Annotated in this window: 1 protein-coding gene; it reads right to left on the bottom strand. The window is 73.5% G+C overall.

Annotated features, from left to right (window positions below):
- On the bottom strand, positions 1–253 hold a 253-nt coding region (locus RVY79_RS20675), incomplete at both ends, for a hypothetical protein (RefSeq protein WP_317466474.1).

Below are 253 nucleotides of genomic sequence, written 5' to 3'. Positions count from 1 at the left end.
CTGTTGGAGGGCCAGGCGCGCATAGGCGGCCATGTCGCTCACGGCGCCCCACAGCGGCGCGCGATCGCCGGGTACGGTCAGCACATCGGCGGCAGTGCGCCAGTCGCGCCGCCACTGGCGCAGCGTGCCGGTGGCCAGGGCATGCATCAGCCCCACGGATGCCATGACAGGCGCCACCATGCGCGGCAGCCCGGGGGACGGCTCGATGCACCCTTCGAGCGTGCCGGCCAGTGCAGCAGGCAGCGCATCGTCC

This window comes from Chromohalobacter sp. HP20-39 (genome assembly GCF_033052815.1).
In the GTDB taxonomy this organism is placed as follows: Bacteria; Pseudomonadota; Gammaproteobacteria; order Pseudomonadales; family Halomonadaceae; genus Chromohalobacter.
This window is presented reverse-complemented; position numbering and strand designations above follow the sequence as displayed.